Source organism: Mesorhizobium sp. M0664 (assembly GCF_040320565.1).
In the GTDB taxonomy this organism is placed as follows: Bacteria; Pseudomonadota; Alphaproteobacteria; order Rhizobiales; family Rhizobiaceae; genus Mesorhizobium.
Genome location: NZ_JAMYPW010000061.1, coordinates 1 through 21793, shown reverse-complemented (window position 1 = coordinate 21793; position 21793 = coordinate 1). Strand labels below are relative to the sequence as shown.

Genomic DNA, 21793 nt, shown 5'->3' with positions numbered 1-21793 from the left:
TCAAACGACTTGGTTGGGTGTTTTTTTGCCTTCCCTCTCGCCGATTGGAACGAGAAAGGAGCGCCAAATCCTGACGTACAGACGAACGGTCGATAAGGTCGCGATCCTGACCCACATTTCCAGTGCTTCTTCAGGCGGCCTTCAGAACTGTCTTTCTGACGAGTGCGATTTTGCACTCATCGATGAAAGCTGGCAAGAAATGGAGCGCAATCCAAGAACTGGCTCCGGCCGCAAGCGCTAGCGGAGAAGCTATCTCAATCCGGCCCGCCGTGCACCTTCGCGGATGGCGACAAGCGCGGGCGGATTGGTGACCGGATAGGTTCTGATGAACACCTCGACGGTAAAGCCGGGGAATTCGCTCGCCAATCGGGCGGCGATCTTCGCGGCCTGTGGTACTTCGTCGAGCATCGCATGTCCCATCGACTGGAACAACAGGGTGGCCGGCGAGTCGGGCGGGCTCTGCTGGAACGCCACGACGCTCTCCCGGTAGCGCCCGACCACGAAATTCGTGCGACCAAGCATGCTGAAGTACCAGAGCGGAGCTAGCGGGTTGAGACGTAGAGCCCTCTGGATCAACACGCAGCCCTGCTGCGGATCACCTGTCACCAGTGCTCGGCTTCCGGCAATCATCGCCAGCGTATCGGCATCGTCTGGAGCGGCGGCCAAAGCGCGATCGAGTTCCTCGGCAGCGGCTCCCAAGTCGCCTCGCGCCGCGCGAATGTCGGCCATGCCCTGACGGGCCATGCTGTCTCCCGGATCGAGCAAAAGAGCTTGTTCCATGCACGAGTACCAGCGTTCCAGCGAGACGGATGGATTACTCGCGTACCAGGCTTCGACGGCGTAAGAAAATCCCAACGTCAACCAGGCTCGCGCCAGCCCCGGGTCGAGTTCGACTGCGCGCGACAAGAGACGGATTGCTTCCACGTTCGAGGTGCGGGTGAACACATTGTGCTGTTCGACGCCGAGCAGATAGTAGTCATAGGCACCCAGGCTGGCGGGCGGCTTGCGCCGGATGACATCCCGTCCAAGGTGGGCAAGCTTGCCGCAGCAGCTGACAAGGACATTGACGACGTTCTCGGTGACCATGTCTTGCGTAGCAAACAGATTGTCGGCCGATTGATCGTATCGCGCCGCCCAAAGACCGGCACCACTCCTCACATCGACAAGCTGCACCGAAATGCGGAACTGCTCGCCGGTAGCCTGAAGGCTCCCTTCGAGCAAATAGTCGGCATTCAACTCCCGACCGATGGAGCGCAGATCATCGCGCCTTCCCTTGAACATCAGCATCGTCTGGCGGGCAATCACCGCAAGGGCGGAGTAACGCGCGAGATCGACAATAATATCGGCGGACAAACCGTCGGCAAGCCTTCCCCAACGCTCGTCCGAGCTCAAATTTTCAAAGGGCAGGACCGCGATGACCGGTGGCCCGGAGCCGCCGGGCGACAGACCCTCGAAACGAGCTTGTCCGGACTCTTGCCGGCTCTCACTCGAGAGCAGGCTTGCCAACGCCACTTTGCTGCGAACGCCAAGCTTTCGATAGACCACCGACAGATGGGTTCGAACGGTGGTCGGCGCGATGAACAGCGTCTCGCCGATCTCACGATAGGTCATGCCTTCGGCGAATTTCGCAGCGACCACCCGCTCCCGGTCCGAAAGCCCGGTCAGAGGATTGCCGACTGCGTCAAGCATTGCGTCATTCCGATCCGCGGCGCGTATGGTCGGGAACGTACCGATTTCGCGACACAGCGAAAATACTACAGATGCGGCACCAAAAACACTCCATCTGTACGATCCCGCCAAGTCGTTGCCGCTCCTAGCATCCACGGATCCACAACACGTTGCCCGGTTCACTGTCCAGGCCAGGCAAAATGTCAGGAGGCATCCATGAGAAAGTCATCCGCAGTCGCCGGCATGCTGGTGCTGGCTCTTTCGACCGCGCCAAGTCTCTCCGGCGAAACGACGCCAGTGGGAACGCCAATCTCCATAGAAGCGGTAAGGCTTGCCAGCGACCGCGTCTATTCCGATCTCTTGCGCCGTGCCTATGCGAATGGCTGGCGATACCCACCCGAGCAAATCAAGAGCGGCTTCAAGCGGCATTTCGAGGAAACGAGGCTGCAACTGATCGATCAGGGCTACATCATCGTGCCCGATGTATCGGAAAATGCTTCGCAGTGACGTTTCTCCGGATCGGGTCTTTGATCACGGCGTGCCTTCATCGGTAATCGCACCCCGCGGCCTTCGTTACTCGTCTTTAGCTGGCGCTGCCGCCAATCCGCCGGACGCGGAGCGAGCGAATGCCACGATTGCCGTCAATCCGTGATGTAGTCGACTATGGCGGCCAGGCGCGCGGCGACGACCGCGCTCATACTGGTCTGTCCCAAAGGGCCGTGCGGTGTGATGGCGAGCAAAACGAGATCAAAGATGTGCCGGCGGATGATCTCACGGGCTTCCGCAGAACCGTTGAGTGGATGCTTTTCGAGTGTGCAGAGGTAGCCGCGTAGCAATTGCAGCGCCTCGGATACCCCTGGCGCGCGCTGCATGACCGCACAGTCGAGCCCGGCGGCAAGACACCACTCCATCTGGCAAAACGCCAGGGGCAACGCGAAGTTGCCGACTATCTCATGTCGCACGGCGTCGTCTTGCCAACACCGGCCCCGATCTCAACGAAGTTGGCTTCTGCCGATGTCGAGAAAGGCCGGACCTACTTCACCCGCGCGTGTGACCGTTGCCACAATGCCGAGCCACTGGGAGGGAACAAAACGGACCGAACTTGTGGAGCGTCGTCGGCCGCGATAAGGCATCCATGGCAAAAATGCGTTACTCCGACGCTTTGCTCGGCTGGGAAGGCGTGTGGAGGTAAGAGGACCTGAACAGATATCTCTTCGGGCCCATGCTCACCACGCCGGGCGTTAAGATGGAGATACCTGGTGTCTCGGACGAGACCGAACGGGTCGACCTGATCGCGTACTTGCGCACACTCAGTGACAAGCCGATGCCGCCACCCTGAATCGATGATCTCTTGCACAAGTACTGCTGCGGACCTGCGTCGGCGGTGATGTCACATAGACGGAGATGGGCTGTGGTTGTGACTTTTGGGAATGATTTCAGGCGATCACGCCGGCAGCAGCTTTCCATTGCGCCATGGCATTCAGGCGGTGAAGATGGATCTGAAAGGGGGCGCGTTTTGAACGGGGCGGGACGAAGAGATTGCGGGCTGCAGAGAAGGTCGAGACGAAACGCTGGAGGCTCCCCGGTGATCGAAAACCTTGCATCATCCGCTCTCGTTTTCGCAGTGGCACATGCGAATTCTCCGCTCTGTTGTTCAAGCCCTTGTGCGACCGGTGCTCGATGTCCATCATGACCTGACGCCGCGCTGCTCCATAGGAGCCGAGCTTGTCGGTGATCATGCGCTTGAGCACCTGGCCCTGCTTCTTCAACAGCCGTATCAGCAAGCGCTTGGCGGCCTTGGTGTTGCGCCGGGTCTGGACGATCTCGTCGAACACATAGCCGTCCTGGTCGACGGCGCGCCATAACCAATGCTTCTTGCCGGCGATCGTGATGGCGACTTCGTCGAGGTGCCAGATATCATTTCAACTGGGCTGCTTGCGGCGCAGGTGCCGGGCGTAGTCCGGCCCGAACTTCCTGCCCCAGCGACGGATCGTCTCGTAGGAAACGACGATGCCGCGCTCGAGCAGCATTTCTTCGACATGACGCAGGCTCAGCGGAAATCGATAATACAGCCACAGCGCGTGGGCAATGATCTCGGGTGGGAACCGATGCCGTTTGTAGCTGATCTGCGAAGTGTTCATCCCCCGCATCTATCGCAGCGATCCCTGACACGCGGTTGCCGTGACAACGCCCCTATGCCTCGCTCGATAGCATATTGCGAGCGGCATAGAGTTCGCCAATGAAGTCGGTGATCAAAGTCGAATTGATGCCGTCCGGCGGGCGCAGTAGTAGCGCGCGGAAATTGACGGCTGGCTCGAATGGCCTGGCCAAAATACTGCCGATCATGCCGTCCGCAATGACGGAGGGATTGACCAAGCCGATCCCCATGCCCTTGGCTGCGAGGATGGCGATTGTCAGGCCGTAGGGCGTTTCGATCAGGATGCGCGGTCGCACCCCATGCGCGGCCAGGATCTTGTCCATCGCGAGCCGCGCCGTATCTTCCGGCGACAATGCCAGGAAGGCCTCGTCGGCGAGATCGGCCGGTGTGATTATCTGCTTCCGCGCCAGCCGGTGGTTCTTCGGCATCACGCAGACGGCGCGCGGTGTGGTGAAGACGCTGTGCAGCACGCCGCTGGTGTCGACCTCGTCGGCCGCGAGCCCGATATCGAAACTGCCAGAGGCGACCAGGTCGCGCACGATATTGGAGGTGCGGACCTGATAGCTGATTCGCACCTGCGGATGCCGGTGCGAGAACGCTACGATGGCGCGCGGCACCAGCCCATGCCCGAGTGCCGACAGGGAGGCGACGCGGATGGTACCGGTGCCGACCTCCTTGATCTGGGCCGCCCGCAGCTTCAGCCGGTCGAGCCCGACCAGGTTGGCTTTCACCTCGGCATGGAACAACTCCCCTTCGCGTGTCGGCACCAGCCTGCCACGAATGCGGTCGAAAAGCCTGAAGCCGAGCTCGGCCTCTAGCTTGGCTAGCGAACGGCTGATGGCCGGCTGCGAGGTGTCGAGCAGCGCGGCCGCCGCGCCGGCGCCGCGCGTGATCATGATCGCGTTGAAGACATCGACGTCGCGCAGGTTCATAGTGCAGCCATATCAAAAGCGAATTAACTTTATCGCTGCGGTCATAGATGGCAATGGATGAGCCCGCTAAGTTTCGCCCATGAACCGACGCGACGACACTTCACATGTCCATCCTCCCAAGCGCTCCGAGGAACCGTTCCAGGCGGTGGCGATGCCGGTCGAGCGAGCCTCGACCGTTGTCTTTGACGATCTGGAGTCGTTCGAGCGTCGCGTCGAGCGCCTGTACGACGGGTTCAGCTACGGACTTTACGGCACACCGACCAGCCGGCAGCTCGAAGATCACATCGCCGTGCTGGAAGGCGGATTGCGGGCTCTCGTCGTCCCGTCGGGCATGGCTGCCATGACGCTGGCGACCATGGCTGTCTGCCGTGGCGGCGAAAGGGTTCTGATCCCGGAGACGCTCTATGGCCCGGCGCGCGACATGGCCGAGCGTTTTCTTGGCCCCCTCGGGATCGAGGCGGTTTCCTACAATGCAAGGCTGGACGCAAGCATCGCGGCGATGATCGACGGCAGAACGCGGCTGGTTTGGGTAGAATCGCCTGGCTCGGCCACCTTCGAAGTCCAGGATGTGCCCGCCATCACAGCCGCGGCCCACAAGGCCGGCGCGCTCGTCGCGGCCGACAACACCTGGGCATCGCATCTGCTGTTCAAGCCGCTCGCCCATGGCGTCGACATCTCCATGCAGGCGCTTTCCAAGCACGCCGGCGGCCATGGCGATCTCCTGATGGGTTCAGTCTCAGTGCGCGACGAGGCGCTGTTCCGACGCCTGAAGGACACGGCGCGCTTCCTCGGCTACGGGGTCTCGCCGGAGGATTGCGCGCTGTGCGAGCGTGGCCTGATGACCATGCCGGTGCGCATGCGTCATGCCGACGCCACCGCGCGGAAGATCCTCGCCTGGCTATCGGAACGCCAGGAAGTCGCGCAGATCTTGCATCCCGCGGAGTCTGGCCATCCCGGCCACGCGGTCTGGAAGCGTGACTTCGCCGGATCGGCGGGCGTGTTCTCCTTCGTGCTGCGGCCGGAACTGGCGCCACTGCAATCCGATGTCCTGCGCAGCCTGCGGCTGTTCAGGCTCGGCGCAAGCTGGGGCGGCGTGCATTCGCTGATTGCCGTCAGTGATCCGCGCAAAGGGCGCGCCAGCCTCGATTGGCTGAAGCCCGGCCCGGTCTGGCGCCTGTCGATCGGCCTTGAGGCGCTCGAAGATCTTCTGGCCGACCTTTCCCAGGCCTTCGAACTCTTTGCTGAAGCCCGGCGCAACGGAACCGCAGCAGCCGACACCAAGGCCGCCGAATGATTAGAACCTCAACGAGAAGGGGAATGACTATGAAACATCAAGGTCTGAAATGGCTCACGGGTCTGGCGATAGGATTGGCCAGCCTGACTTCGGGCGCCGTGGACGCCAGCGCGCAGGCGGTTATCAACAAGATCAAGGAACGCGGCTATGTCAGCTGCGGCGCCAGCCAGGGCGTGCCCGGTCTCTCCCGGCCCGACGAAAAGGGGTATTATCGCGGCTTCGATTCCGATATCTGCCGCACTTTCGCGGTCGCCATCCTCGGAGACAAGGAGAAGATCCGTTACGTGCCGCTTAACGCAGGCCAGCGTTTTCCTGCGCTGCAGACCGGAGAGATCGACGTTCTGTCGCGCACATCCACCATCACCTACAGTCGCGATACGGTTGTCCGCTTCGTCTGGATCAATCTCTACGACACGGACGGCATGCTCGTGCGCAAGGCCGACAATATTACCGAGCCCAAACTGCTGGACGGAAAGACCGTTTGCCTGCAAGGCGGTGGCAGCCTGACCGAGAAAGCGATCGAGGAAACCGAGGAAGAGTTCGGGATCGCGATGGAGAAAGTCTATTACGACTCGACCATTCAGGCGCGCGACGCCTTCTTCGGCGGCCGCTGCGATTCATACGTCACCGACGGCACTGCGGCAGCCGGACAGCGTGCTTCGGTGGCCAAGAACCCCGACGACTACGACATCATCAAGGTCGGCAAGCCGCCGAACCCAATGGCGTCGCGGTCGCCCGCGGCGACGATCAACTCTTCGACGTCGTGCGCTGGACATTGAATGCCCTGTTCTGGGCCGAGGCCAACGGCATCACCTCGCAGAACATCGATGAAAAGCTTGTGTCGGGCAGTCCGGAAGTCAAACGCGTGCTCGGCGAGGAACCGGGCTTCGGCAAGCCGCTCGGATTGGACGATAAGTGGGCCTACAACGTCATCAAGCAAATGGGCAACTACGCCGAGATCTGGGACCGCAATCTCGGCAAGGACAGCCCGCTAAAGGTCGAACGCGGTCTGAACGCGTTGTGGAAGGACGGGGGCCTCAACTATCCTTTCCCCTGGGATTGAGCCGCATGATGGAGGGGAACGGGCCCGGCGCTCCCCTTCCCTGCCAACGCCGCGAACCCTCGAGGTCGACATGCTGAGCGATGCCAAGACCAGATCGATCATCATCCAGTGTGCCCTGGCCGCCGCGGTTGCCGCTTTCGCTGCCCTGCTCGTCAGCACGACTTTCGCCAATCTTAGGGCACGCGGCATCCCGATCGGCTTCGATTTCCTGATGATGCCGTCAAGGATCGTCATCTCCGAAGCAATCCTCACTTACAAGTCGCGGGACCCCTATTACTGGGCGATCGCGACGGGGCTCGCCAATACGGTCTTCGTCTCCGCGGTCGTCATCGTCTTTTCATCCGCGCTCGGCCTCGTCGTCGGCATCACCCGGCTGAGCAGCAATCCCCTGGCGGCGGGCACCTGCCGCGTATGGGTGGAGGTTGCACGCAATTCACCGCCGATCGTGCTTCTGATCTTTCTCTACTCGCTGTGGTGGAAGGTGCTGCCGCCGGTCGGCGAAGCGCTCAATCCGCTGCCAGGCGTTTACGCCTCGATGCGCGGCTTTGTGGTGCCGGCCGTCAGCATGGACGTCGCCACCGCGGGATTGCTCGTCATTGCTCTCGCCCTGGCACTGGCGGCCGCTGGCTGGGCGGCGGCGAGAAGAGGATGGCTGCCACCGCTGACCGCGCCGGCGATCCTCGCGGTTGGCATTGCCGGGCTCTGGCTTGCCGATGCGAAGTTCTCCGTCGACTGGCCGACCTTCACTGGGTCGAACTTCAAAGGCGGCAAGGACCTGACGCCCGAACTCACCACCATCCTGATCGGGCTGACCATCTACACCACCGGCTTCGTCGCCGAGATCGTGCGTGGCGGCGTGCTTTCGGTCGGCCGCGGTCAGTGGGATGCAGGTCATTCGCTCGGCCTGCCACGCGGCAAAATATTGCGTCTGATCATCATCCCGCAGATGCTGCGGGTGATCGTCCCGCCGCTCAACAGCCAATACATCAACGTCGTCAAGAATTCGACGCTGGCGATCGCGGTCGGCTATCCGGACTTCCTTGCGGTCATGAACACCATCATCAGCAAGTCCAGCCATTCGATCGAGGGCGTATTCATCATCCTCGGCGTCTATCTCGCCCTCAACCTGAGCCTGTCGAGTGCGGCCAATTGGTACAACCGTCGCATCGCATCGTGGAGCGCTGAACTATGAAGGCCGTGTCTCTTCCCCTTCCGGCCGAGCCAATGCCAGGACAGATCCGCTTCGGCGCCTTGCGGCGGTCCGCCAAGCTCCTGTTCGGCACGCCGCTCAATGCCGCCCTGACGCTGTTGTTCGGCGTTCTGCTCGTCGCCACGGTACCGCCGATGCTGCGCTGGCTGGTAATCGACGCCGTGCTGTTCGATCCCAATCCAAGCGCCTGCCGGGTGGCCACCGGAGCCTGCTGGAGCTTCATCTACGCCAAGTCCGGGCAGTTGCTGTTCGGCATATATCCGCTCGACGAACGCTGGCGCCCCGCCATCGTCTGCCTGCTCATCCTGGCGCTGCTTGCCTGGTCGGTGCGGCCCGCCAGCTGGGCGCCGCGGCTGGCAGCGCTCTGGATGGCGGCGCTCGTGTTGATCTTCTGGCTGATGGCCGGCGGCCTCGGCCTGACCGAGGTTCCGACCTCGTCCTGGGGCGGCCTGCCGGTGACGCTCATCCTCACCGTCGTCGCCATCGGCGTCGCCTTCCCAGTCGGCATTCTCTTGGCGCTGGCCAGGCGCTCGACCATGCCCGCGATACGCATCGGCGCCGTGGTCCTGATAGAATCGGTGCGCGGACTGCCGCTCTTGTCCATCCTGTTCGTGGCATCGATCATGATGCCGCTGTTCCTGCCCGAAGCCTTGTTGCCCGACAAGTTCGTGCGTGCGCTGGTCGCCCTCACCATCTTCGCCGCGGCCTATCTCGCCGAGGTGATCCGCGGCGGCCTGCAGGCCATCCCGAATGGCCAATACGAGGCCGCGGCGGCGCTCGGCCTGCCCTTCTGGCGCACGCAATATCTCGTCATCCTGCCGCAGGCGATCCAGGTGGCGATCCCGGCGCTGGCCAACACCATCATCGTCATGATCAAGAACACCAGCCTGGTCCTGGTGGTCGGCCTGTTCGACCTGATCAGCTCCGGTAAGGCGGCGCTGGCAGACCCGGACTGGCCGTCGCCGGCGGCCGAGACGTTCCTGTTTATCGGGGCGATCTTCTTCGCGCTCTCCTTCTCATTCGCCCGCTTCGCCGACTTCCTGGAGCGGCGCGGCCCGACCGCTCACTAGGAAATGCCTTGATGTTATCGTCCGCCCCAACGCGCGTTCCGTCCATGCCCGATCCCAGCGCTCCGCCTGCTATCCAAATGACCGGCATGAATAAGTGGTACGGAAACTTCCATGTGCTGAAGAACATCAACCTGACCGTCCATCGCGGCGAGAAGCTGGTGATCTGCGGTCCGTCCGGCTCGGGCAAGTCGACGATGATCCGCTGCATCAACCGGCTGGAGGAGCATCAGCAGGGGCAGATCGTCGTCGAAGGCGTCGAACTCAGCAACGATTTGAAGCAGATCGACGTAATCCGCAGTGACATCGGCATGGTGTTCCAGCACTTCAACCTGTTCCCGCATTTGACCATTCTGGAAAACCTGACACTGGCGCCGATCTGGGTGCGCAGGATGCGGCGCGGGCAAGCCGAGCAGACCGCCATGCACTATCTGGAGCGGGTGAAGATCCCGGACCAGGCGCATAAATATCCCGGCCAGTTGTCCGGCGGCCAGCAGCAGCGCGTCGCCATCGCCCGTGCGCTCTGTATGAGCCCGAAGATCATGCTCTTCGACGAACCGACCTCCGCCCTCGATCCTGAAATGGTCAAGGAAGTGCTCGACACCATGGTCGCGCTGGCCGACGATGGCATGACGATGCTGTGCGTCACGCACGAGATGGGATTTGCCCGCCAGGTCGCCGACCGCGTCGTCTTCATGGACCAGGGCGAGATCGTCGAGATGAACACGCCCTCCGAATTCTTCTCGCATCCGCGTCACCAGCGCAGCAAACTGTTTCTTGCCCAGATCCTGAACTAGCGAACCTCTCCCGCCAGCCCATGCGCCGGCCGGATGGGCAGACGCAAATCAGAAATCCATCCGGAGCCTGGTCAGCGCGCAGCGACCTGCCAGACCGCGACGCCGGCCCAGGATCAGGCCGGCGACGCCTTCGATGCTGCGCGAGATAATGTCGAACAAGCGCGGCCGACTCTCGAAGGAATACACCAGGCGTTCGCGAAACAGGATCGACAGCGCCGCGAGTTCCGGCCATTAGTAGATGTTCGGCCCACAACTTCTGCACGTCGACGATCCTGGCGGTGGGCGCTCCGGTCCTGTTTCGAAGATAATGCGCCGCCGGCCGGCGCAGGCACAGCTGCCACGTATTGCAGCAGACGGCAGAGGACGAGAACGTCGTCCACAACGCAACTCTCGACTCGAAGTCGTAGCTGCATCATATGGCCTGTTCACCAAGTGGGCTTTGGGGGCTAGCACGAAGTCGGGCACCCACTTTGGCACCTCCACTTGCGCGAGCAGTAGTCCGCTTTCCTTCGCAAATGCCATGTGGCAAGACGGATGGATGGCGGCGGACAGCGAACATAAAAGCATCTCTGCGAGAGCGTTGGGCATCGCATTATCAGCTGCTGCCCTCGTGCCGCATTTCACAACCCCAGCCTTTGCCCATGCTTCCGAGCGCGGCTATGTCATGCTCCTGCCGACCGGATATTATGTCGTGGGCGGGGCGGTGGCCGTAGCCGCGAGTTTTCTGGTTCTGGCTGTCCTCCCGCCCAGGCTCCTCGAACGCATTTCGGCATCCCGCCTGCCAATTGGTCAATTCGGCGACGCCGCGCGCATTTGGATCAGCACGCTCGCCTTCGCGGTTCTCGCCATTCTCGTGGCGGCGGGAATTCTCGGCAGCCGAGATCCGCTGTCGAATCCACTTCCGCTAACGGTGTGGACGCTGGTCTGGGTCGGACTGACATTGCTTCAGGGCGTATTCGGCAATGTTTGGTCGTGGACAAACCCGTGGTACGGACCGTGGCGCATTTTCTCCAGCGTCTTCCCGGCATTCCGCGATCGCACAATGCCACAAGGACTGGCTTACTGGCCGGCGTTGATTTTGTTTGCAAGCTTCGCCTGGTTCGAGCTGATCTATCCGGCGCCCGAAGATCCGGCGCGGCTTGCGTTCGCTCTCATGGCCTACTGGCTCTCGACCTTCGTCTGCATGATCATCTTCGGCTACGAAGGCTGGAGCCGGCGCGGCGAGTTTCTGTCCGCGTTCTTCCGCATGGTGTCACGCTTCGCCATCGTCGAAACGACGCCGGACCACCCAAGCGGGGGGCGCGCCCTCTCACTCTGCTGGCCTGGAGCGAAATTGTGGAGCGCGCAAGCCTTGCCGGCGAGCGGTATGCTCTTTCTGTTGCTGACGTTGAGCTCGGCGTCCTTCGACGGTCTGTCGAAGACCTTCTCTTGGCTGGGCGCGAATGGTGTCAATCCGCTCGAATTTCCGGGGCGCTCGGCATTAGTCGGAATCAACAGCGCCGGTCTTGTGCTGATGTTTATCGCACTTGCCGCCGTGTTCTTCGCCGCAGTGATTGTCGGTGAGCGGTTGGCCGGGAGCATCTCTTTCGGAAAAGCGGTCGGGCTCCTTGTCTGGTCGATCGTCCCGATCGCGCTCGCCTATCATTTTTCCCACTATCTGACGGCCCTCCTGGTGAACGGCCAGAATGCGATCGTCGCTATTTCGGATCCGTTTGATCGGGGATGGAACCTATTCGGCACGGCGCACATGAATGTCGGGGCGGGAGTGATCATGGGCTCCGATGCAGCGTGGATCATCTGGAACTTTCAGGCGGCGGCGATCATCGGCGGCCATATACTTGCCGTTCTGGTCGCGCATGGGCTGGCGTTCCGTTTGCATCCGGCGCGCAGCCGCGCGGCGCTCAGCCAATTTCCGCTGACCGTTTTTATGGTCGGATATACGGTTTTCGGGCTGTGGCTGCTGTCCACGCCGACGGCCGTCTGACGGCCGCAAGCCACGTATCAGAGGCGTCGACAGACCTCACGGCGGTGTATCGCGACCTCAAGGACATGCGTCGAACAAAGCCGGTGGTTGGTGAATTGGCAACGCCGGCACTGCAACTGACTGCTTCACAGTTCTTCGGCCTGATATCTAAGCCGACGGGACGCCCTCGGTGGCCAGACGCCGGAAGATCTGGTCGACTTGTTGCGGCGGCAATTTGGCGCCGCCGTCGAGCCACCAGATCAGCACCGACAGAAAGGCACCCACGACGAACTGGACGATCAGTTCGTTCGGCACGACATCGGGAAGCTTCCTGTCCTTGTTTGCGGCAAGCTCCGCGCGCACGAGATCGCATAGAATCTCGCGGATGCTGCCGAGCACAATAGTCCCACCGCGGCCCCCGGCCAGAGCTCGGTAGAGATCGATATGTTCACGCGCGTGCTCGAACATACCGAGCACGAACCCCAAGCTGCGATCTTTCAGCTCGCCTGGCGCTGCAAGCGCATGCCGCTGGCGTTCGACCAGCATGGCGCGCAGATGATCGTCCAGGCCGCTGCGCTTGAGGTCGTCCTTGCTGGTGAAGTGCGCGTAAAAGGTCGATCGGCCGATGTTTGCCTCATTGCAGATGTCCTCGACGGTAATTGCTTCATATCCCTTTCTCAGGATCAAAGTGATCAGCGCATGGTGAAGAGTCGACCGGGTCCGGGCGACACGGCGGTCTATCGTCTTTTCCGTTCCCATGAGCTTTTTCCGGTCAGATGGCAGAGGACCGTGCGGTACCGGACATTCTGCCGCGAATGGTCGTTGACGCGTTCCCGGATACCATGTCAGTTTCCGAACATGATGTCCATCAACCGGCGAGAGTGGCCAAGGAGTCTCTGATGAGAAAACATGGGCATAACAACAGCGGAGCCGGCGCCCCCGGCCGCGTCATACATTGGGCAGCACGCTACGATCTGATGACTTGGCTGTTCACCTTAGGCCGCGAACGCGCCTTTCGCGAAAAGATCCTCCGGTTGACGCAGCTCGAACCTGGAGAGTCCGTCCTCGATATAGGGTGCGGGACGGGAACGCTCGCTATACTTGCCAAGCAGCAGGTCGGGCCGACGGGCACCGTGCACGGGATCGATGCGTCACCGGAGATGATCACCAGGGCGGGTGCGAAGGCTCGAAGAGTCGGTCTGAAGGTCACCTTTGAAAAGGCCGCCGCCCAGGCATTACCGTTCCGGGATGCCGAATTCGATGTCGTAACGACGACGCTGATGCTCCATCATCTTTCTGGCGATGGACGTAATCAGATGGCTCATGAGATACACAGAGTCCTGAAGCCATCCGGTCGCGTACTCGCCGTCGACTTCGTGCAAGCGCCACAGGATGGAGGCTTCATCGATCGTTTCCACCGTCACGGCGTCAGCACAGTCGACGACATCATAACGGAATTCCGGGACTCGGGTCTCAACATCGTCGCTAGCGGCGCGGTTGGCACGAAGAACCTGCAGTTCGTGCTAGCCACGGCGGCCGCCGACGTCGCCCGTATTCGCGATAGGTTTGTCGCTCTCGGCACGGAAGAATCCTCAGGCCCGGCACGGCCTGCAGCCATGAGCCACCTGCACACCATAGGCCTAGTGCTAGGCATCGTCGTGCTGATCGCCATGCACGCAGGCGCGCCCTGGTGGCTATCGTGGCGCGGTCTAAGCGACGCCTCAAATCCGATCTCTTACACAGTGATTGCACTCGTGGCCCTTTTCGTAATCTTCAAGATCGGATTGCTCGGTGGCCTGCATCGGTGGAGCAGAGGCCGCCGCCAGCGTTGAGGCCGCTTGCTATTACGACATCGCGTCTCGCTACGGCTTGTTGGACACGCAGGAGTTCACCTTTTTCACACCCGGACGCGAATCGCGCGTCCGCTCCGGCCTCCCCGCCGTGCGAGGGTGGTGGTAGGCCTAATCCCGTCGCAGCGAGATCAGACGCCGGCAGACGGCGCTTAACGTTATTCTCGGAAGACCAACTGCCATTCGTTGTCAGATCACCGGGCGGTGATCACTCTCAGCCAGATGGCAGGCGGCGACGCCGCCATGAGGAACGGGACGCAGTTGGGGCTCGTCCAACCGGCAGATATCCATCGCCACCGGACAGCGCGTGTTGAACCGGCAGCCCGGCGGTGGATTGCTCGGGCTCGGCGGGTCGCCTGCGAGGATGATGCGGCGGCGGTCGGCCTCAATGCGCGGGTCAGGCGAAGGAACTGCGGACAGCAGCGCCTGGCTGTACGGATGGGCGGGTTCGCGAACATGGCGCGAGAAGCGTCCGGTGACCCTGCTCGAGCTGAGTGATCTTTTGCTCCAGTGTACGCGTCGTCGGGGTGCCATAGAGGCCGTAGGAATAGCCGTCAGGCCCTCGCTGGCCGCGAGTGGCGTAGGCTGCGGCATCCGCGAATACGATCGTCGAAGCCCGATGGACGGCTGCACCCAGAGCCTCGAAGCCGTCTGTTTTGACTTGGGGGGTCACAACGCATTGGGTGAGATCGTTCATGCTTGCTCCTCATGTGTTGGAGACAGTTACAGCATGACAAAACCTATTCCGTCCAATATCAAGATCGGGATATGCTATTCTCTCAGGTTATAGCTGCGCCATGAATCTTCGCCAGATCGAGGTCTTCCACGCCGTGATGACGATTGGAACCGCCTCACGCGCCGCGGAGATACTACGCATCTCACAACCTGCGGTGAGCAAGGCCGTCCAAGAACTGGAGCGCGACATCGGTTTCGCCTCTTCCACCGCATCAAAGGACGGAGTCGCCGACGGCAGAAGGCAACCTGTTTTTCAGGGAAGTGGAGACCTCATTCTCCGGCCTCATCGATTTGAAAGGGGCCGCGGCGCGGATTCGCGACTTCGGTTCGGGGGAAATCCGGATCGCAAGTCTCTCCGCATTAAGTACGAATGTAATGCCAAAGGCATTAAAGGCTTTCAACACCGTCACCCTGACGTTGCGATCACCTTTCAGGCAAGACTATCCTCGGAAGTCAAAGAACTCGTCGCCTCCGGCCAGTTCGACGTCGGCCTGGCGGCGGACGAGATCGATCTTGCGGGCGTCGAAGCCCACCCATTCCGGAACTACCGGGTCGCGATCGCCATGCCCAAGGGCCATCCGCTAGAGGGGAGGGAAGTGATCCGTCCCGCCGATCTCCATGGGCAGGCCTTCATCGCGTTGGCTCCGGAGGACACTACGAGACGGGAAGCAGAGGCCATCTTCGCTGATCACGGCATCCAGCCCAAAGTGGTTCTAGAAACCCCCTATTCCACCACCATCTGCTCGATGGTCAATGCGGGGCTTGGATGCGGAATGGTCAATCCTTTGACTGCCCTTCCCTATCTCAACGGAAACCTCAGCCTCCGTCCATTTCTCCCGGGAATCTCCTTCCGAACCCTTCTGTTGTTGCCACCCAACCGACGCCCATCGAGAGTAGTTAGCGACTTTATCGAGCAGCTGATGCGTATCGCATTGGAAATTGATGGGGCTGTCCAAACTTGACTTCACTTTCGTGAACGTCGGCTTCTGGGCCCCATGCCGTCACCCGCCAGGCCGCAATTAGGATAGCGCGCCTCGCTCAGCCGCAGCAGCGAAATTGGAACTGGGAGTTCGATGAGTGTGGGGAAGGCGGTAGCGCTCTCCCGCTACCATCACTGCAGCGCTAGGCGCTGTTCCTGGTTTACGATTTGGCAGGTTGAGAAGCTCCGCCAGCGCACCGCGAACTTTCAGCTCAACCTGTCCCCTACCCTCCATCGGAATGATCTCGATCCCCGTGACCAGTGAGCGGATGATCCTCGCCGCCTCGTGCCGCTCACACTCGTCGGATTGCAACGCGTCCTGGAGCTCGGATACTTGCCGACGGTAAACCGTTACCGCAGCCGGATGAAACTCCACAATGCTTTCCGCGGCCGCCATCGCCTGAAGCTCTCGGGCTAGATTCTCCTTTTCGCGCTCGAGGTCCAGTAGCTTCGATTTCATGCTGGTCGTCGCGACACCTTCAGCGATGGCATCGACGATGTTAGCGATCTGCCTGTCGATGCCGGCATGCCGCCTTTCGACTTCCCTTTGCCGCTCGCGGTTCGTGGCGTTCAGTCGCTTATGCTCAGCATGATATTCAGCAAGGAAGCCCGCAATGGCATCTGGCGCCAGCAAGCGCCGCTGGATGCCTTCCAGCACACGCTTCTCAAGCTCGGCAACACGGATCGTTCTGTTATTGGTACAAGTGCCTTTCTCACGGTGCGCGGCACAAGCAAGCTGGTTCCTGTTCTTCACCGTATAGGAAGCGCCACAGCAGCCGCACCGCACGAGCCCCGAGAACATGTGCTTCGGCCGTCGGCGGTGATGGAGCTTCATGCCTCCATAAAGCTTCTTGCGGGCTTGCACTGCATCCCATACCCACGAGGGCGAAACACTCGCAAAGTCAATCATTGAGACTGGAAACGCTAACCCGATACGCGACTGGCGCCGCCGGTTGAAGATAGGGCCAGCGACCAGCAGCGTGCTCGCCGAGTGCGGCCGCGGGAGCTTGTGCCGGCCGCGCCAAGGAGCGGATATATCAAATGGAGCGAAATTCTTAGCCATTCCTTCATCCATCTTTTCGTTAAATACCCCATGGAAATGGGGCGCATTATATCGGTTGGTTCGGTGTTTGCGACGAGGCGTCGGGACGAGCGGCAACGTTGCTACTATTTTTGCCCTATCGTTGCCGATTGTCGTCGGCGCAGCGGGTCTCGGTATCGAGACCTCCTACTGGTATTTTAGCAGCCTGAAATTACAGGCGGTGGCGGATGCGGCAGCCTATGCTGGCGCTTTGGAAAAGGTTTCGGGATCTGACAAGCCAACGATAGTCGCCGCCGCGACACTGTCAGCGACGACGAACGGCTGGGACCCGTCAACAGGCACAATCGAAATCTTCACTCCCCGTCCTCTGGCCCGAATGTCGCCCAAAAGGCCGTCGAGGTCATCGTTCATCAGACCCTCGATCGGTTTTTCACATCGATATTCACGCAAAACGCGATCGGCGCACGGGCAAGAGCGGTGGCTTTCATCACTGACGCCTCAAAGGCCTGCGCTTTGTCGCTCAATCGTTCCGCCCCGAGAGCGGCGCTGTTTTCCGGCAGTTCGACCATAAAAATGACGGGCTGCTCCGTGATGTCCAATTCCATTGCCGCCGATGCGATCAAGCTTCAGGGATCGGCAAACCTTCAGGCCGACTGCCTGATATCGGCCGGCGGTGTTTCGTTGAACAACCCTGTGACGACTGTTTGCGCCAGCCCGATAACCCAGGCCTTACCCGCTGGTGATCCCTTTGCCGACCTGCCGGCGCCACCAGCCACAACCCCCTGTCAAAACTCGAAATTGTCGACCCTGAACCCCGGGACATACTGCAGCGGGCTGAGCTTGAGCGGCAATGTTGCGCTCGCGCCCGGCGTGTACGTCATTCAAGGCGGTGATTTCAAGGCGAACGCGAACGCCAATGTTTCCGGCACCGGAGTCATCATCTATCTGGCCGGCAGCTCCGGCGTCACCATGAACGGCAACGCCACCGTCAAACTTAGTGCACCCACGTCGGGCACGTATTCCGGTGTCCTGTTTTACGGCGACAGAGGTAACCTGACGGGATCGAACACGTTAAACGGCACGGCGGATTCGCTTTTGACCGGCGCTCTGTATTTTCCAACCCAGGACGTCAATTATCTCGGCAATTTTTCTGGCAAGGGTGGTTGCACGCAGGTCGTCGCCGGTACCTTGCAGTGGTCCGGCAACACGAGCATCAGCCAGGATTGCACGAGCCTCGGAATGCGTAATATTCCGGCGACGCAATCCGTTCGGCTTGTGGAGTAATCTTCGTGGAACGATTATCAGCCCGGATCTTCCGGAGCGATTCGGGTGTTGCTGCGGTAGAGTTTGCGCTGATTGTGCCGATCCTTTGCCTGGTACTTCTTGGCGTCATCGACGGCTGGTCTTTTGTCTCGAGCGCATTGTCGATGCGTGCAGGCGTCAAAACCGCGGCGAACCTCGTGATGCAAGGCGCAGTCGAGGATACGACTATCCAAGCTGTCGCTCTTTCGAGCTGGGAAAACCATCCTGATGGCGCGCAGGTGGCAGTGAGCCGGAAATACATGTGCGGGAACATCGTGGCCGATCCATCGATCCTGTGCGACAGTTTGAAAGCTCCCGCGGTTTTCGTTGTAATACAGGCGACAGCCACCTGGTCACCGCCCTTCAGTTTTGGCGCGTTTTCCTTCTCGCGCGAACTCAGTCATCAACAGGTGATTCGTGTCCGCTAAGTCGAGAGCTTTCACGGGGGATGCATCAGGCGGAGCTGCATTAGAGTTCGCGCTGATCGCGCCTATTCTGATAACGCTTTTGATCGGCATCTTCGCATTCGGCTGGGCTCTGAATGCCATGTCGAGTGTTCGGTACACGCTGGAAACGTCCTCACGTGCGCTGCAAATGAAGAACTCGCTAACCGAAGCAGAGATAGAAGCGATAGCCACGGCAAAATTGCTGAGTTTGGGATTGAGCGACGTCGACGTAACAATAGCAATCGACGCCCCCAGCGGCGGCTTTCGAATGGCACATCTGACCGCCAAATATGCGTTCGTGATCGAGTTCCCGTATTTCGACCGGTATCCGATTAATTATGCGACAACCGTCACGGTTCCGTTGATTGGAACATAAGGCTCATTCTAGTCGGACGCCGCAGCTAGTTCTCCATCAAAAAACCTGCAGCGAAGCCCTTCCTTGCCGCAAGGTGCTTCACGCGGGCTTTGATCCCCGGCTTGACCCATTGGGGTCGCCGGCCGCTTTGGCAAGCCCTTTGGTAGGAGGCCGGCATGCTCCTGAAACGTACTTCCACGACCGATCCCGCATGTCACGCCGCCTCTGACGATAACGCTATGTTCATCAGCCACGCTCAATTATCTGGCAGACCAAAAGCTACACGAAGCGACAGACGCCGGGAATTAGGCGAAATGGCTGAAGACGAACAGAGGCGCCAACGCAGGCAGCGCGTCTTCAAGGGCGCAACAATCCTGACCGGCATGACCCATTCCGAGGTCACGTGCACGGTGCGCAACATGCATGCCGGCGGCGCCGAACTGAAGGCCTCGATCGACGCTCGCGTCCCCGACGAATTCCTGCTCTATGTGCCGACCGACGGCATCGCCTACAAGGCGGTGGTTCGTTGGCGTCGCGAAGACCGCATCGGCGTCATGTTCACCGGCACCGAGCCAAAGCCGCACTGGCACTACGGCTAAATCCCCTGAACCACACCTCGTAGCCGTATGCTGGGCGGTGATTGACCCCTCTCCTTTGGACGCCTTGTTCCTCCTCCAGAATTTCTTCGACTTAGGTGGCCGACAACCATTCTGGCGCCGACTGACTGCTCGCTTCCATTATCGATTTGCCGACCATCGTTGGAGATTTCAGAATAGCTACTGCTCTCGCCCTCTCCACCGTCCTGATGGTTTAAACAGTGCTCGTGCATTTCGAGACGGTCCGAGTCGTCGCGAGGATGCGGCCCTGGTGGGGCGTCTCGGTCGATTGGTAGCGGGCGAGAAACGCCAGCACGCCACGGCCAAGCTCGGGATTGAGCCAGAGCATCTGCAAGGCAGAAATGACTCCGTCGCGACCAAAGGCGGTTGAGAACCATGGAATGCCGGCATACGGGTATGGTCCCGTCTCGAGGTCGGTTGTCAGGAGCGCGATGTCGGCACGTGTGCGGGCCAGCCAGTCATTGAACACGCGTCCGGAACTGAAAACGGTGGCGCCTTGCCGGCGCTTTGAGCGAATCGCACATCGCGCTCGCGCAGCGGCGGCACGAAACCGGTCACTGGACGGAATCTCTTCGCCGTGACCGACCATCCAGATGGAGGATCCTGCGGTCACGGCTCGGCACGACAATGCGGAACTCGGCGTAACTGGAATGCACCTGATCCGGCTCCGCAATGACCGACTGGCGCCCCACATTATCAAGCCCTTCGTACCGAAATGTGACGCTTGCCTCACCAATAAGCGCGTCATGGGCACGACCGCGATGGCTACGCGTGGTGCCGCGCACCGCGAACATGTCTCGGAAGTCGACACGGACCGGCAACGCAATCTCGCGCGCGAAGTAGTTGGTGAAGGTAATGCGCTCGAGCAACGGGGGGTCTTCGCGCGAGCCAGTTATCCGATCTCCCGCTCAAAAATTTCTACCAAATATTCCGACCTCCTGATGGAACCCATTCGTTGCGGGCGAGTTGCGGCTCATTCGGACGGACTTCCCGAACATGACAACCAGCAACAAAGCAGACCATGAGTCTGTCTCCGAAGCGTTTCGGAAACTGATCCGTTCCGAAGGCTATCGTCATAACGTACAAACGTTCTTAAATCTGGGGGTCGAACCAGAACTGCCGCCAACCCTACAGTCATTACTTGCGGCTATTGATCGGGCCAAACAGGCCCCGACGGAAGAAGGTCCCTAGCCGGCTGCGTGAGCGTCAAAGCGGAAGAGTACCGAGGCTCGCTGCGTGCTTGTTCTCTAGTCCCCTCTTGGAAATTCCTACAAACATTCCCTTGATTTTTCCCGACAGAGGGTTATGAATGTTCCGCGTGGGTTCTCGCTGAGGTGGGAGGCCTGGTATGAACGTTTGGACGAACTGCCGACCCATCAAAGTGGCTGCCAATGAGCTTGTTGAAGAGCTGATTTTACGAGCCCGGCGCGGCCAAATCATCATCTCCATCAAAGAGACTATCGCAGCGGTGCGCCGAGACGGCCCGCATCTGGCAGAAAGTGACTGCGAGCTGGTGGAGCTTATTGTCGATCTTGCCCCAACCTTTGGCATGTTCGTCGCGTTCGACCTTCGCGAATAGCCTGATGGCAGGTTCTTCCCTCCGGTATACGTCGGGACGATTCGACCCAAGGTTGTGGACGAAAGGCGGATCGAAGCGCGCTCTATGGTCGGAGGGGGTCTGCGCGCGAGCCAATTATCCGATCACCGATCAGAAACTCGAGCTAAAAATTGCTGACTGTTGCGGCCTAGCACCGTGCCAATTCGTACGTTTCGTACATGGCGTTGATGTCGGTCAGGAAGTGATAGATTCCCCTTCGGCGTGTCCCTGGGGAGGGCCGGATGAGCGTCGCGCAAAGGGTCGGTCCGCTTCTAGAGCAAGCAATCACTGTACTCCTCAACAGGGCGGACCGTCGCGACACGGTCTCGATCAAAGCGGCACTACGCGAAGCTCGGGAGGCTGCGCCTTATTTGGTGGCCTCCGACGAAGAACTAACCGAGGCGATCCTCGAGGCAGCAACTGCCATGGGCCTCTGCGTGCCTTTCGACGGTCGCGAATAGCTGTCAGCCAACTTCGCTTGTCGTGACCTGGCAATGGCGACCGTGTGCTGCCATTCATTCTCGACATTCCCGCCTTGGCGTGACAGCCCTCATATTAACTCTCTCGCCGAGGACGAATAAGCATCGGATGCCGCAGATTTCCGAATGGTCCTTTGAGGCGATCGCCGCAATGGCTAGAGCGGTTCCCCCTTTGACGGAATCAAAGGGGATTCCAGATTTATCTGTTTTGTGATTCAAGATGCTGGCTGGAGTGGAGG

At 60.4% G+C, this 21793-nt stretch carries 26 protein-coding genes and 4 pseudogenes; 18 read left to right on the top strand and 12 right to left on the bottom strand.

Annotation, left to right across the window (positions count from 1 at the left end; genetic code table 11):
* Nucleotides 1-249 precede the first annotated feature (249 nt).
* On the bottom strand, nucleotides 250-1851 hold the full coding sequence (locus NKI39_RS31260) for a LuxR C-terminal-related transcriptional regulator (RefSeq protein ID WP_352836684.1): 1602 nt from the start codon (nucleotides 1849-1851) through the stop codon (nucleotides 250-252).
* A 33-nt stretch (nucleotides 1852-1884) separates the two neighbouring features.
* On the opposite strand from NKI39_RS31260, the gene NKI39_RS31255 reads away from it, so the two are divergent.
* The gene (locus NKI39_RS31255; RefSeq protein WP_352836681.1) at nucleotides 1885-2175 is read left to right on the top strand and encodes a hypothetical protein; all 291 of its coding nucleotides are present in this window, start codon (nucleotides 1885-1887) and stop codon (nucleotides 2173-2175) included.
* A gap of 134 nt (nucleotides 2176-2309) precedes the next feature.
* Here the strand turns inward: NKI39_RS31255 and NKI39_RS31250 are convergent, their stop codons facing one another.
* On the bottom strand, nucleotides 2310-2630 hold the full coding sequence (locus tag NKI39_RS31250; RefSeq protein WP_352836712.1) for a hypothetical protein: 321 nt from the start codon (nucleotides 2628-2630) through the stop codon (nucleotides 2310-2312).
* Between NKI39_RS31250 and NKI39_RS31245 the strand changes: the two genes are divergently transcribed.
* Complete coding sequence (locus tag NKI39_RS31245; RefSeq protein WP_352836705.1) at nucleotides 2535-2870, top strand: hypothetical protein; 336 nt, start codon at nucleotides 2535-2537, stop codon at nucleotides 2868-2870. The genes NKI39_RS31250 and NKI39_RS31245 overlap by 96 nt on opposite strands.
* 234 nt (nucleotides 2871-3104) lie before the next feature.
* Here the strand turns inward: NKI39_RS31245 and NKI39_RS31240 are convergent.
* Nucleotides 3105-3809, bottom strand: a pseudogene (locus NKI39_RS31240) (IS6 family transposase).
* Nucleotides 3810-3861: 52 nt separating this feature from the next.
* The gene (locus NKI39_RS31235) at nucleotides 3862-4758 is read right to left on the bottom strand and encodes a LysR family transcriptional regulator (protein ID WP_352836680.1); all 897 of its coding nucleotides are present in this window, start codon (nucleotides 4756-4758) and stop codon (nucleotides 3862-3864) included.
* Between the two features lie 79 nt (nucleotides 4759-4837).
* Between NKI39_RS31235 and NKI39_RS31230 the strand changes: the two genes are divergently transcribed.
* The 7 genes from NKI39_RS31230 to NKI39_RS31200 all read left to right on the top strand — a co-directional run bounded on the left by NKI39_RS31230 (nucleotide 4838) and on the right by NKI39_RS31200 (nucleotide 12173).
* Nucleotides 4838-6052, top strand: a complete 1215-nt coding sequence (locus tag NKI39_RS31230; RefSeq protein ID WP_352836678.1) for a trans-sulfuration enzyme family protein — start codon at nucleotides 4838-4840, stop codon at nucleotides 6050-6052.
* Nucleotides 6053-6081: 29 nt separating this feature from the next.
* Nucleotides 6082-6831 (top strand): transporter substrate-binding domain-containing protein, encoded by a 750-nt coding sequence (locus tag NKI39_RS31225; RefSeq protein WP_352836676.1) that lies wholly within the window; start codon nucleotides 6082-6084, stop codon nucleotides 6829-6831.
* Nucleotides 6828-7115: a hypothetical protein gene (locus NKI39_RS31220; protein ID WP_352836674.1), complete on the top strand. Its 288-nt coding sequence runs from the start codon at nucleotides 6828-6830 to the stop codon at nucleotides 7113-7115. Before NKI39_RS31225 ends, NKI39_RS31220 begins: the two co-directional genes overlap by 4 nt.
* A 70-nt stretch (nucleotides 7116-7185) precedes the next feature.
* Entirely contained in the window at nucleotides 7186-8307 is a 1122-nt protein-coding gene (locus NKI39_RS31215) for an ABC transporter permease subunit (protein ID WP_352836672.1), read from the top strand.
* Nucleotides 8308-8339: 32 nt separating this feature from the next.
* Nucleotides 8340-9395 carry an amino acid ABC transporter permease gene (locus NKI39_RS31210; protein ID WP_352836670.1) on the top strand — a complete coding sequence of 352 codons (1056 nt, stop codon included), beginning with the start codon at nucleotides 8340-8342 and terminating at the stop codon, nucleotides 9393-9395.
* A gap of 44 nt (nucleotides 9396-9439) precedes the next feature.
* Nucleotides 9440-10189 (top strand): amino acid ABC transporter ATP-binding protein, encoded by a 750-nt coding sequence (locus tag NKI39_RS31205; protein WP_352836702.1) that lies wholly within the window; start codon nucleotides 9440-9442, stop codon nucleotides 10187-10189.
* A gap of 538 nt (nucleotides 10190-10727) precedes the next feature.
* The gene (locus NKI39_RS31200) at nucleotides 10728-12173 is read left to right on the top strand and encodes a hypothetical protein (RefSeq protein WP_352836668.1); all 1446 of its coding nucleotides are present in this window, start codon (nucleotides 10728-10730) and stop codon (nucleotides 12171-12173) included.
* A gap of 147 nt (nucleotides 12174-12320) precedes the next feature.
* On the opposite strand, the gene NKI39_RS31195 is transcribed toward NKI39_RS31200, so the two are convergent.
* Nucleotides 12321-12911, bottom strand: a complete 591-nt coding sequence (locus tag NKI39_RS31195) for a TetR/AcrR family transcriptional regulator (RefSeq protein WP_023722494.1) — start codon at nucleotides 12909-12911, stop codon at nucleotides 12321-12323.
* A gap of 56 nt (nucleotides 12912-12967) precedes the next feature.
* On the opposite strand from NKI39_RS31195, the gene NKI39_RS31190 reads away from it, so the two are divergent.
* Nucleotides 12968-13984: a methyltransferase domain-containing protein gene (locus tag NKI39_RS31190; RefSeq protein WP_352579537.1), complete on the top strand. Its 1017-nt coding sequence runs from the start codon at nucleotides 12968-12970 to the stop codon at nucleotides 13982-13984.
* A gap of 207 nt (nucleotides 13985-14191) precedes the next feature.
* Here NKI39_RS31190 and NKI39_RS31185 read toward each other — a convergent pair whose 3' ends face one another.
* Nucleotides 14192-14536 carry an oligopeptide/dipeptide ABC transporter ATP-binding protein gene (locus tag NKI39_RS31185; protein ID WP_502898303.1) on the bottom strand — a complete coding sequence of 115 codons (345 nt, stop codon included), beginning with the start codon at nucleotides 14534-14536 and terminating at the stop codon, nucleotides 14192-14194.
* A pseudogene (locus NKI39_RS31180) lies at nucleotides 14436-14699 on the bottom strand (PLP-dependent transferase); the annotation flags it as partial. The pseudogene NKI39_RS31180 and the gene NKI39_RS31185, both read right to left, overlap by 101 nt.
* 100 nt (nucleotides 14700-14799) lie before the next feature.
* Between NKI39_RS31180 and NKI39_RS31175 the strand changes: the two are divergent.
* Complete coding sequence (locus NKI39_RS31175) at nucleotides 14800-15699, top strand: LysR family transcriptional regulator (RefSeq protein WP_352836665.1); 900 nt, start codon at nucleotides 14800-14802, stop codon at nucleotides 15697-15699.
* 57 nt (nucleotides 15700-15756) lie between these two features.
* Here the strand turns inward: NKI39_RS31175 and NKI39_RS31170 are convergent, their stop codons facing one another.
* A complete protein-coding gene (locus NKI39_RS31170; RefSeq protein ID WP_352836663.1) occupies nucleotides 15757-16779 on the bottom strand; it encodes a recombinase zinc ribbon domain-containing protein in 1023 nt (340 codons plus the stop codon).
* Between NKI39_RS31170 and NKI39_RS31165 the strand changes: the two are divergent.
* Nucleotides 16697-16948: pseudogene (locus NKI39_RS31165) on the top strand (hypothetical protein); the annotation flags it as partial. The gene NKI39_RS31170 and the pseudogene NKI39_RS31165 sit on opposite strands and share 83 nt — an antisense overlap.
* A gap of 47 nt (nucleotides 16949-16995) precedes the next feature.
* On the opposite strand, the gene NKI39_RS31160 reads toward NKI39_RS31165, so the two are convergent.
* Both NKI39_RS31160 and NKI39_RS31155 read right to left on the bottom strand, forming a co-directional pair.
* A complete protein-coding gene (locus tag NKI39_RS31160) occupies nucleotides 16996-17169 on the bottom strand; it encodes a hypothetical protein (RefSeq protein WP_352836710.1) in 174 nt (57 codons plus the stop codon).
* A complete protein-coding gene (locus NKI39_RS31155; protein WP_352836707.1) occupies nucleotides 17169-17357 on the bottom strand; it encodes a hypothetical protein in 189 nt (62 codons plus the stop codon). Before NKI39_RS31155 ends, NKI39_RS31160 begins: the two co-directional genes overlap by 1 nt.
* Here NKI39_RS31155 and NKI39_RS31150 point away from each other — a divergent pair.
* The 4 genes from NKI39_RS31150 (at nucleotide 17350) to NKI39_RS31135 (ending at nucleotide 19460) form a co-directional block, all read left to right on the top strand.
* Nucleotides 17350-18042: a hypothetical protein gene (locus NKI39_RS31150; protein ID WP_352836660.1), complete on the top strand. Its 693-nt coding sequence runs from the start codon at nucleotides 17350-17352 to the stop codon at nucleotides 18040-18042. The two genes, NKI39_RS31155 and NKI39_RS31150, sit on opposite strands and share 8 nt — an antisense overlap.
* 5 nt (nucleotides 18043-18047) lie before the next feature.
* Nucleotides 18048-18488, top strand: coding sequence for a TadE/TadG family type IV pilus assembly protein (locus NKI39_RS31145; RefSeq protein ID WP_352836657.1), 441 nt, complete (start codon nucleotides 18048-18050; stop codon nucleotides 18486-18488).
* Nucleotides 18478-18882, top strand: coding sequence for a TadE/TadG family type IV pilus assembly protein (locus NKI39_RS31140; protein ID WP_352836654.1), 405 nt, complete (start codon nucleotides 18478-18480; stop codon nucleotides 18880-18882). Before NKI39_RS31145 ends, NKI39_RS31140 begins: the two co-directional genes overlap by 11 nt.
* Before the next feature lie 293 nt (nucleotides 18883-19175).
* The gene (locus NKI39_RS31135) at nucleotides 19176-19460 is read left to right on the top strand and encodes a PilZ domain-containing protein (protein ID WP_023680838.1); all 285 of its coding nucleotides are present in this window, start codon (nucleotides 19176-19178) and stop codon (nucleotides 19458-19460) included.
* A 241-nt stretch (nucleotides 19461-19701) separates the two neighbouring features.
* Here the strand turns inward: NKI39_RS31135 and NKI39_RS34385 are convergent.
* Nucleotides 19702-20347: pseudogene (locus NKI39_RS34385) on the bottom strand (glycogen debranching N-terminal domain-containing protein); the annotation flags it as partial.
* Nucleotides 20348-20826: 479 nt separating this feature from the next.
* On the opposite strand from NKI39_RS34385, the gene NKI39_RS31120 reads away from it, so the two are divergent.
* Together NKI39_RS31120 and NKI39_RS31115 are read left to right on the top strand one after the other, a co-directional pair.
* Nucleotides 20827-21057: a hypothetical protein gene (locus tag NKI39_RS31120; protein ID WP_352836646.1), complete on the top strand. Its 231-nt coding sequence runs from the start codon at nucleotides 20827-20829 to the stop codon at nucleotides 21055-21057.
* Between the two features lie 260 nt (nucleotides 21058-21317).
* The gene (locus NKI39_RS31115; protein ID WP_023680942.1) at nucleotides 21318-21536 is read left to right on the top strand and encodes a hypothetical protein; all 219 of its coding nucleotides are present in this window, start codon (nucleotides 21318-21320) and stop codon (nucleotides 21534-21536) included.
* Between the two features lie 54 nt (nucleotides 21537-21590).
* Here NKI39_RS31115 and NKI39_RS31110 read toward each other — a convergent pair.
* On the bottom strand, nucleotides 21591-21793 hold a 203-nt coding region (locus NKI39_RS31110), incomplete at its 5' end, for a hypothetical protein (RefSeq protein WP_352836643.1).